The organism is Mediterraneibacter glycyrrhizinilyticus, from assembly GCF_015560805.1.
Classification (GTDB): Bacteria; Bacillota; Clostridia; order Lachnospirales; family Lachnospiraceae; genus Schaedlerella; species Schaedlerella glycyrrhizinilytica_A.
This window is the reverse complement of sequence record NZ_JADMSO010000009.1, coordinates 20,979-31,391: the sequence shown is the minus strand read 5'-3', so window position 1 is coordinate 31,391 and position 10,413 is coordinate 20,979. Positions and strand designations below refer to the sequence as shown.

Annotated in this window: 9 protein-coding genes; 7 read left to right on the top strand and 2 right to left on the bottom strand. The window is 43.7% G+C overall.

Annotated features, from left to right (window positions below):
• Entirely contained in the window at positions 1-549 is a 549-nt protein-coding gene (locus tag I2H87_RS09950; RefSeq protein WP_009266436.1) for a CDP-alcohol phosphatidyltransferase family protein, read from the bottom strand.
• 248 nt (positions 550-797) lie between these two features.
• Here I2H87_RS09950 and glyA point away from each other — a divergent pair, with 248 nt between their 5' ends.
• From glyA to I2H87_RS09915, 7 genes are all read left to right on the top strand, one after another.
• Positions 798-2,033, top strand: coding sequence for a serine hydroxymethyltransferase (glyA, locus tag I2H87_RS09945; protein ID WP_195609853.1), 1,236 nt, complete (start codon positions 798-800; stop codon positions 2,031-2,033).
• 183 nt (positions 2,034-2,216) lie between these two features.
• Positions 2,217-3,269: a sensor histidine kinase gene (locus I2H87_RS09940; RefSeq protein ID WP_195609852.1), complete on the top strand. Its 1,053-nt coding sequence runs from the start codon at positions 2,217-2,219 to the stop codon at positions 3,267-3,269.
• The gene (locus I2H87_RS09935) at positions 3,259-3,927 is read left to right on the top strand and encodes a response regulator transcription factor (RefSeq protein ID WP_195609851.1); all 669 of its coding nucleotides are present in this window, start codon (positions 3,259-3,261) and stop codon (positions 3,925-3,927) included. Before I2H87_RS09940 ends, I2H87_RS09935 begins: the two co-directional genes overlap by 11 nt.
• A 121-nt stretch (positions 3,928-4,048) precedes the next feature.
• A complete protein-coding gene (locus tag I2H87_RS09930; protein WP_195609850.1) occupies positions 4,049-5,254 on the top strand; it encodes a YSIRK-targeted surface antigen transcriptional regulator in 1,206 nt (401 codons plus the stop codon).
• A gap of 112 nt (positions 5,255-5,366) precedes the next feature.
• Complete coding sequence (locus tag I2H87_RS09925; protein ID WP_195609849.1) at positions 5,367-6,146, top strand: ABC transporter ATP-binding protein; 780 nt, start codon at positions 5,367-5,369, stop codon at positions 6,144-6,146.
• Positions 6,124-8,331, top strand: coding sequence for an FtsX-like permease family protein (locus I2H87_RS09920; protein WP_195609848.1), 2,208 nt, complete (start codon positions 6,124-6,126; stop codon positions 8,329-8,331). The genes I2H87_RS09925 and I2H87_RS09920 overlap by 23 nt, the downstream gene beginning before the upstream one ends.
• Before the next feature lie 125 nt (positions 8,332-8,456).
• The gene (locus I2H87_RS09915) at positions 8,457-9,212 is read left to right on the top strand and encodes a MerR family transcriptional regulator (RefSeq protein ID WP_330611544.1); all 756 of its coding nucleotides are present in this window, start codon (positions 8,457-8,459) and stop codon (positions 9,210-9,212) included.
• 60 nt (positions 9,213-9,272) lie between these two features.
• Here I2H87_RS09915 and I2H87_RS09910 read toward each other — a convergent pair whose 3' ends face one another.
• The gene (locus tag I2H87_RS09910) at positions 9,273-10,358 is read right to left on the bottom strand and encodes an AraC family transcriptional regulator (RefSeq protein WP_054703541.1); all 1,086 of its coding nucleotides are present in this window, start codon (positions 10,356-10,358) and stop codon (positions 9,273-9,275) included.
• Positions 10,359-10,413 lie beyond the last annotated feature (55 nt).

The following is a 10,413-nucleotide window of genomic DNA, read 5'->3' as shown; positions in this document are numbered from 1 at the left end:
TCAGGATTTCCGCATCCGGTGAAAGACCGGAATGTACATACACAGTGTAAAGAGCATGTCCGCCATCGTGATCAGGATCAATGCGTTGACTGCGGCAAGCGGCAGATGCGGGAAGAAAAACAGGACGAGCAGGACGACAAACAAAAGCGCCGTGCATACTTTGCCGAACCACATGGCGCCGTCCAGCATTTTACCTCTTTTCAGAAAATAAAGTCCCATGATCCCCATGTATCCCTCTTTGACTGCCATCAGAGCCAGCAGCGCCCACATGAGCGGATAGCGGAATGCAAGACAGAGAGCCAGAGCCGCGTGAGTCAGTTTGTCGGCAACCGGATCCAGTGCTTTTCCGAGTTCCGTGACCATATTGAATCTCCGGGCGATATAACCGTCAAACAGGTCGGTCAGGCTGGAGATCAGGACAATCCCAGCAGCAAGCAGATATGCCTGCTTCTTTATGTAGAAATAGCAGAAAACAGGGATGAGCAGAATACGGAAATATCCCATCAGATTGGGGATTGTAAATAAATCCTTTTTATTAAAGCGTTTCATAATAACACCCTTTCTTTCAAAATATAGGAAGTATTATAGCACTTCGGATGAAAAAAAGCTATGCGGGAGAGCCTGTAAAATGTTTTGTTTTACAGGCTTTTGCAAGCTGATCCGGTAATCAGATAAAGTAAAAAAGTCTTGTTTTCCAACCTATGGTATGATAGACTGAGAAACAAATTAAACTTTAAAATCGTTATTTTGTGAGTGTGCAGCGATACACAAAAGGACAGAAACGGAGGGTGTGTGCAATGTATGATTTTGATGAGATTGTAAAGACAGATCCGGAGGTGGCAGGAGCGATCCGGGCAGAGATGGAGCGTCAGGACTCTCATATCGAGCTGATCGCTTCGGAAAACTGGGTCAGCAAAGCCGTGATGGCAGCGATGGGCAGTACGCTGACGAACAAATATGCGGAGGGATATCCGGGAAAGCGGTACTATGGCGGGTGTCAGTGCGTGGATGTAGTGGAAGATCTGGCGCGGGAACGTGCAAAAGAATTATTTGGCTGCGAGTATGTCAATGTACAGCCGCATTCCGGCGCGCAGGCAAATATGGCGGCGATGTTTGCGATGTTGGAACCGGGAGATAAGATCATGGGGATGAATCTGGATCACGGCGGACATCTGACCCACGGATCTCCGGTGAATCTGTCGGGGAAATATTTTCAGGTTCGTTTTTACGGTGTGAATGAAGACGGCGTGATCGATTACGATGAAGTGGAAAAGATCGCAAAGGAATATCAGCCGAAATTGATCGTAGCGGGAGCAAGCGCTTATGCGAGGACGATCGATTTTAAGCGATTCCGCGAGATCGCAGATGAGGTCGGCGCTTATCTTATGGTGGATATTGCACATATTGCCGGACTTGTTGCGACAGGTCTGCATCCGAGTCCGATTCCCTATGCACATGTGACGACGACAACGACCCACAAGACGCTGCGCGGTCCACGGGGCGGCATGATCATGTGCAGTGAAGAGATGAACAAAAAGTTCAATTTCAATAAAGCAGTGTTCCCGGGAATCCAGGGAGGTCCGCTGATGCATGTGATCGCGGCGAAAGCAATTTGTTTCAAAGAGGCGCTGCAGCCGGAATACAAAGCATATATGGAACAGGTTGTGAAGAATGCGAAAGCGCTTTGCAATGCATTAAAGGCACGCAGTGTGAAGATCGTATCGGGGGATACGGACAACCACCTGATGCTTGTCGATCTGACAGGAACAGAACTTAGCGGAAAAGAGTTGGAAAAACGTCTGGATGATGCGCATATCACGGCGAATAAAAACACGATCCCGAATGATCCGCGTTCCCCGTTTGTAACGAGCGGCGTCAGACTCGGAACTCCTGCAGTGACAAGCCGCGGAATGGTCGAAGAAGATATGGAGAAGATCGCGGAGATCATTGCGCTTGTGATCGAAAGCGAAGAAAATGTGGAAAAAGCAAAGGAGCTGGTCGCAGAGCTGACTGCCAAATATCCATTGTGCTAGGACAGGATGTCAGGTTGGGGTATATAGAATATTGCGATTTGTGATGTAGTGGATTTTCTCATATAAAAACATAATTTGACAGCGGTGCAGGAGAAGAGATTTTCTTACACCGCTGTTTGGTTATTTCCTCAATCTGAAAAATCAGATAGAAACGTGAAAAAGAAACGGCAGGGGAGGCAGGATATGAGCAGAAGAAAATATTGGAAAGACAGGATCCCGGTTTTGGTCATAAATGGCGTCGGGATGGTTTTACTGTCTGTGTTTTTGCTGTTGGTCGGCAACAGTCCGGATAGCGTTGCTTTGATCCTGCTTGTGTGGATCTTGAGTTTGTTCGTATATCTGTCGGTTTTGTGTTGGCGGCGAAAAAGAAAACTGGATCAATTATTGGAACTTGCGAAAAATCTGGACGAACGGTATCTGCTGGCGGAGATGCTTCCCCGGACGGCAGGCGCGGAGGAGGAAGTCTATATCCGGCTTTTTAAAATGGCGTCCAAATCGATGCTGGAACAGATCGGAGACGTGAAAAGAGACCGGCAGGAGTACCGGGAGTATATCGAACAATGGATCCATGAGATCAAGACGCCGATCACAGCGATGAAACTGTTGTGTGAAAATCATAAGTCGGAATTTACAAGAGAATTGATGACGGAGATCGAGCAGACGGATCGATATACGGAACAGGCGCTTTATTATGCGCGGAGCGAACATACGGAAAAAGATTATTCCGTCCGGGAAATCCGCCTTTTCGATGTGATCCATCAGGCGATCGGCGACAATAAATATTTCCTCATGCAGAATAAAGCGGCAATCGAGACCGAAGAAAGTGATGTGACTGTCTGCTCCGACGAAAAGTGGATTCGCTTTATTTTAAACCAGCTGATCGTCAATGCAGTAAAATATCGGAACGACCAGCCTTATCTTCATTTTTATGCGGAAAAAATGACAGATCAGATTTTTCTGTATGTGGAAGATCATGGAATCGGGATTTCTGCAAATGATCTGCCGCGTATTTTCGAGAAAGGGTTTACAGGACAAAACGGGCGGATCCGGCAAAATGCAACCGGGATCGGATTATATCTTTGCAAACGGCTTTGCGATAAACTTGGGATTGGAATCGACGTCAAATCCGGGGAAGAGGGAACTACCGTACGGCTCGCATTCCAGATGAATCATTTTACATGGGAGCTGCAAAAAAGCATGAAAAGCAAGAACGGAGAAAGAGAAGATGAATGCTGAAATTTTAATCATAGAAGATGATCCGGTCATCCGAAAGGAACTGCAGATCCTTTTGGAGGGAAACGGATATCATGTCTTTGTGATCGAAGATTTTACGGGTGTGGCAGGGCAGGTCAAAAAACTGCAGCCACATCTTATTTTGCTGGATATCAGACTGCCGGAGGAAAATGGATTTACGATCTGTTCGGAAATCCGGGCTTTTTCAAAGGTTCCGATCGTTTTCGTCACAAGCTTGGACAGCGATATGGATGAACTGAACAGCATTATGCTCGGCGGGGACGCCTTTATTACAAAACCGTACCATACGGCGATCCTGCTTGCAAAGATAGATTCTCTTCTAAAACGTGCTTATCCCGGTTCAAAGAACAACCGGATGACTTACAACGGAGTTTCTCTTCATATAGAAAGCGGAAAGCTCGAAGCGAACGGACAGGAAACGGAATTGACAAAAAATGAATGGAAGATCATGTATTATCTGTTTTCTCATGCGGGAGAAATCTGCAGCAGGGCAGATCTGATCGAATATTTGTGGGATAATCGATTGTATATTGATGACAATGCGTTGAGTGTAAATATCGGGCGCATTCGGGAAAAGCTTTCCGCGATCGGAGTGAAAGACTTTATAAAGACAAAACACAGGCAGGGATATACACTGTAAAAGAAAAATAAAATTTGTACAAAACAACTTGTTTTCTGTGTTGGTATGGCTATATTTTCCAAGTACCAATAGAATAAAAAAGGTATAAAACAGGAAAGAACAGGGAAGGAGTCGTTGAAATATGAATTTGTCAGAACAGGATTTAAAGAAGATCAAAGCGCTGCATGCAATGCTGAAGATGCCGGTCAGGGTGTTGGAAAGAAGCACGGATAAGGTATTAAAAGAGTATATTTCCATTTACAAACAGCCGGTTATATATGAATTTCGCCGAAATGAAATTTCAGCGGGGGAGATTGAATTTTACAGTGGGATGATGAATGAATTGTTTCTCTGCTTTTATTATAAGGAAGTAAAGATCATGATCGGTGCATTTCGGATCAATCAGGTTCCGAGGAATTCGTTTTCACTTGTATATGAAAATCTCAGCAAAGAAAACCGGAAGATTTTAAGTGAAGAAGAATGCTGGAAATATTATTCTGCACTGCCGTTTTATCCGTTGGGAGATATGCGGGATTATATGATCTTATTGGATTTTCTGTTTGGTCTGAATTTGGAAGAAGCTTATTCAAAAACACTTCACCGGCAGGTGGGAAAGAATCAGTTGGAATTGGCTCAGGAGATGAGAGAGCGGGGCGGCGGATATTTTTTCAGGAGAGAGAAATATCTGTTTTATTATGAAAATAAGATCATGAATCTGGTGAGCCAGGGAGATACGGAAGTGCTGAAACAAGGGATCGCGGAGCTTGGGACAAGTGTTCTGCCGCTTTTGACGAGCAATTCTTTGCGGACGGAAAAAAATTATACGATCATGATCCTGGAAAAATTATCTTCTCTGGCGATCCAGGTCGGAAAGGATATCTTATCGGTGATCCGGCTTCGGAATTATTATGCGCGGAAAGTAGAGGATGAGACTGATTTTATGGGAGTTCTGGCAGTTCGGGACAGTGCGATCATACATTTTACAAAAGAACTGCACGGAGTGGCGAATCGCAGCAAATCGTCGCTGATCCGCTGTGTTTTGCAGTATATCAATTTGAAAATCTATGAGAATATCCGTATCTCCGATCTGGCAAAACAGTTTTATTTGTCGGAAAGCGCTCTGCGCCGTAAATTTAAAGAAGAGATGGGGATGTCGATGAACGAATATATCAACAGGCGAAAGATTGAAGAGTCCAAGATGATGATGCGTTCCGGCGTTCCGGTCGGGGAGATCACAAAAAGACTCAGCTTTTATGATCTGTCCCATTTTTATCGTACATTTAAAAAATATACGGGGATGACGCCGCAGATATTCCGCAATCAAAATGGGAAAGTTGAAAAAGCGTAGAAGAGAATTGTTTTTCTTACATTTTCGTTAGAACTTTGTTAGAAAAGTTGATACAACTGAGCGGAAAAATTGATTATGATCATTGTATCAAGGCAAAGGAGTGGATGAATATATGAAAGAATTATTAAAACTGGATCATATTCAGAAATATTACGGAAATGAGGGAAATGTAACAAGAGCGATCCGGGATATTGATTTTTCGGTGATGGAGGGGGAATTTCTCGGGATCATGGGAGCGTCCGGTTCGGGAAAAACAACGATGCTGAACTGTATTTCCACGATCGATACGGTGAGCGCCGGACATATTTATCTGGACGGAACGGACGTTACGGAAATCCATCCTAAAGAGATCGCACGATTCCGACGGGAAAATCTCGGATTTATCTTTCAGGATTTTCAGCTTTTAGATACGCTGACGATCGAAGAAAATGTTTCGCTGGCGCTTACGATCAACCATGTTCCCGCGAAAGAGATCAAGGAAAGGGTGCAGAATATTGCACAGATTTTAAAAATAACCGACATATTGGAGAAATATCCGTATCAGGTTTCCGGAGGACAGAAGCAGAGGTGCGCCTGCGCCAGAGCGATCATCCATCGGCCAAAGCTGATCCTTGCAGATGAGCCGACCGGGGCGCTGGACAGCCATTCGGCGCAGATGCTGCTGGCGACGATGCAGGGGATGAACGAACATCTCGGGGCGACGCTCCTGGTGGTCACACATGATGCGATGACAGCGAGTTATGCAGAGCGGATCCTGTTTTTGCGCGACGGCATGATTTTTACGGAGCTTCAGAAAGGGAACGACTCCCGCAAAGTATTTTTTGAAAAGATTTTAAATGTACTTACGATGATGGGAGGCGGACAGACAAATGTATGCAAGACTGATCTTTAAAAATATGAAACGTTCCGTCAAAGATTATCTGATCTATCTGGTGACCATGACCGTGTGCGTAACGTTGTTTTATGCGTTTTTGTCTATCTCAAGCAATGATTACGATCCGCCGATCGGTGCGGAATATGATTTTACAATGCTCAGTGACGGTATGAAGCTGGCAGTGTGTGCGGTCGCGCTTCTTTTATTGTTTTTGATCCGGTTTGTCAGCCGTTATATGTTGAAGAGCCGCTCGAAAGAATTTGCGGTACAGGCTGTACTTGGAATGGAACAACGAGCGATCGCCGGTATGTTTTTTGCGGAGACGTTTTTTATGGGAATGATCGCGCTTGTTTTCGGAATCGTGCTCGGTGCGTTTGGTTCCCAGTTTATTACGGCGATGGTAATGGATTCTTACGGGAAAGAGTATGAACTGGTCTGGACGTTGTTTCCGGATACCGTTTTGTGGACCGTCGGATTTTTTGCGCTGAGTTTTGGTGTGGTCGGCTTTACAAGCGCGCATACATTACAAAAGAGTAAAACGATCGAGTTGTTTTCGGCAGAAAAGAGAAATGAAGCGGATGTCAGGACAGGACGGTTTATGCCGGTGATAATCGGGATGTATGCTGTGATCATGATCTGGGAGCTGATCAGCGGAATCCGGAAAGTTTATTTTTACTATGATCCGCGTCTGATCTTTCCGGCAAAACTTGTTTTCCTTGGGATCGCATTTGTGCCGGGGATGACGTTGCTCGGAAACGGCATTTTTCTGTTCCGGAAGCGTCTGCAAAAAGCGGTTGTATATTCGATGATATGCTCGATCATTCACATCGTGACCGTAGCATGCGTTCCGAAAATGCAGCAGAATTTTGTCTTTTTCGGAGGGGCGGGGGCATTAAATGAATTTATGATGTTTCTGTTGGCAGATCTGATCTTTTTGGTCTGTGCGTTGATGTATCTTGCAGGAAGTATGATCACAGTCTGGAAAGAACATTTTCCCCATTGTAAATATGCGGGGACGAATTTATTTTTCTTCGGGCAGATCCTGTCCAAACTGCGTACAACTACGAAGACAATGACGTTGATCTGCCTGACGCTTGTATTATCGATCGTACTGTTTATTTCTTCGATCGTGCTGAGTGAATGGGCATTGGGATATTTGGACATCAGATCTTTGTATGATATTCAGATCAGCAGCCGCTACAATGATACAACCGATGAATCACAGATAAAAGAGACCGGGTATGAAAATGTGACGGATTTTTTAGAGGAAAATGAAATCGAGACAACACATGACTGCCTGTTCTCGTTATATCTTCCGGAACGGAATACATTTCATGACAGAGTGAAGTGGGAATTTCCCGTGACGGCAATGGCGCTTTCCGATTATAATGCGGTTCGGGAAATGGTCGGATTTCCCGAGATCCGTCTTGACGACGGAGGATTTGCAATGCAGTGGCAGACTGTTGCGACCGAAGAAGAACGGGAGGCATTTGTTATGGAACACCGGGAAGTGCGGACAGATGCGGGAACTTTGAAGTTGGCAGAGAATGCGGTCTATCAGGATGCGATCGGTGAGACCGTCTATAACTCCTACACGAATGTCATTTATATATTTCCGGATGCTGTCTGTGACCGTTTGCTGTCTGTCGGACAGAACCGTTATATCCAGACGAAAGAGACGGTGACGTTTGAACAGGCGAAAAAACTGGAAGCACTGTTTACAGAGCTTTATCCGGAAGAACCCATATCAGGAGAGGGGATGAATTATTATATCCGCTTAAAGACACTGCAGGTCAACAGTACGATCGCAAGTAATTTTCTGATGAAAGCGATGATGATCTACGGAGCCATCGTTTTGATGGTAATCTGTCTGACGATACTTTCGCTTCAGCAGCTTTTGGATGCGGCACATTATAAATACCGGTTTGGCGTACTTTTGAAACTCGGTGTGGAAAGGAAAGAAATCCGTCGTTTGATTTTAAAACAATTAGGCGTATGGTTTGGGATACCGATCGGAACGGCGCTTATGATCTCTGCAGTTTTTCTTATTTATTTTATCGGAACAGTCGCCGCACAGATTGACGCTTATATCGGATCTGCAGAGTTGATCCGTCAGATCGGTGTGACGGTAGGTGTACTTTTGGCGTTGCTTTTCTGTTATTTTGGTGTGACATGGATTTTGTTTCAAAAGAATATCGAATAAATGAGGAAAAAACTTGTAAAAACTTTCTTGACTTTGACGTAACGTCAAGTGATATGCTGATTTCAAGCCGATAGGAAATCGCGCGCAGCTATCGGTTTAAGGTATGTTGAAAAGGAGATGAGAACGTGAAGCTGAAGTATAGTATTCGGAAATTATCGGAACTGGCGGGAGTGAGTGCACGCACTCTGCGGTATTATGATGAGATCGGTCTTCTGAAACCGTCAGAAATCAGTGAAGCGGGATATCGCTATTATGGAGAGCGTGAGCTGGCGCTTCTGCAGCAGATTTTGTTTTACAGAGAGCGCGGATTTGATCTGAAACAGATCCGGAAGATCCTGTATCAGGATGATTTTGATATTATGCGTGCGCTTAAGGAACATCTCCGGGAACTGGAGGAACAGAAGGCACATGTGGAGTCTCTGATCCGGACAGTGGAGCAGACGATCCGGTCAATGAAAGGAGAATGTGAAATGAGTGATAAAGAGCGATTTCAGGCGTTTAAAGAACGTGTAGTGAAGGGAAATGAAGAAAGGTACGGAGCGGAGATAAGGGAGAAATACGGAGATGAAGAGTTGGATGCGGCAAACAGAAAAGTGCTGGATATGTCGGAAGAAGACTGGGAGAGATTTCAAAATCTCGGAGAAGAGATCAAGATCCAGCTGAAAGAAGCGGTTTTGGCAGGCGAGACTCCGGAAAGTGAGAGGGGAAAGCGCATCGTGCTGCTTCATAAAGAATGGCTTGGAAAGACATGGAAGCAGTATACGAAAGAAGCGCATGCAGCGATCGCTGATATGTATATCTGTGATGAACGGTTCCGTCTTTATTATGATAAAGAAGTGGAGGGATGCGCGGCATTTCTGGAAGCGGCAGTTAGAAGCTGAGTGGAGCGGATATAAGAACAGATCTGGAAAGTTCCTCGAAACGAGGAACTTTCCGACGGGTTAAGCCTGATGTTCCTTTCGATATTGAGATGGTGACATTCCATAGTGTTTTTTGAATACGCGGCTCAGGTGAGATGGTGCTGTAAATCCGCACAAATCAGAAATGGTTTCCATTGTCAGTTGGGATTCCAGTAAATATTGTTCTACCATTTCCAATCGGATTTTAATTAATAAAGTATTAAATGTATCTCCTGTTTTTTCTTTTACAATCCGGCATATATATTGTTTACTGAAATGGATATATTCAGCCAGAGAAGATAAATCAGCAGTTTGATAGTATTGCTTTAAATAATTGATGATTGCTTGATACTGCTGGTCAAGTTTTGTTGTTTTAATAGAGGCATCCATAATCGTTTTGTCATCGCGAAGAATGATGGCGAACATAAGCGAAAGTAAGTTTTTCATAACATTGTTACTGTGTTTTGACTGATTGATATATTCCGTGAAAATTGAAAAAGCCAGTGTATAGATCATTTTGCTGTTGGTTGTGCGAAGTAACAGGTAAGTCATTGTATGCTCAGGAGCAAGTGAACTTGTGATAAACTGTGTGATAAGAGGATCCTCATGGAAAATATTTTTGTATTCTGCCGCGACAAATGACTGTCTGAGATTGAAACAGATACAAAGGCTGTCGAGCGTGAGCTGTACGGCATAATATACTGCGGGCGGAATCAGATAAAAATCTCCTTTTTGCATCTGAAAAGTTTTTTTATCCAAAGTCAATTCTCCATTTCCCTCAAACAAATAAATCAGAGAAAAGTAATTACATTTATGTCGCAATGCATTTGGAAAATTAAAATACTTGGCCACGGAAAAGTCATATCCGGGTAAAATATTCATAGAATCAGTGATTTCACCTAAGTCACTGATTTTTTTTGTTGAAGGAATCGTTTCATTCGTTAAATCTGCCGGAAAATAAAAACGATACAATTTTTTACTTTTGATGATATAGTTATTAAAATATTCCAGAAAATTCTGATATTTTCCAAAGTCTTTTGGAGATTTGGAATATTCAATATAGGAAATTTCCAGATTTGTTAAATTTTGAAGAATATTACGAGTCTGTTCGATACTAAGTTCATTCATGAAATTGTTCCTCCAATACGGAATTTCTGTACTGTTTCAGTGTAAGATATTTTAG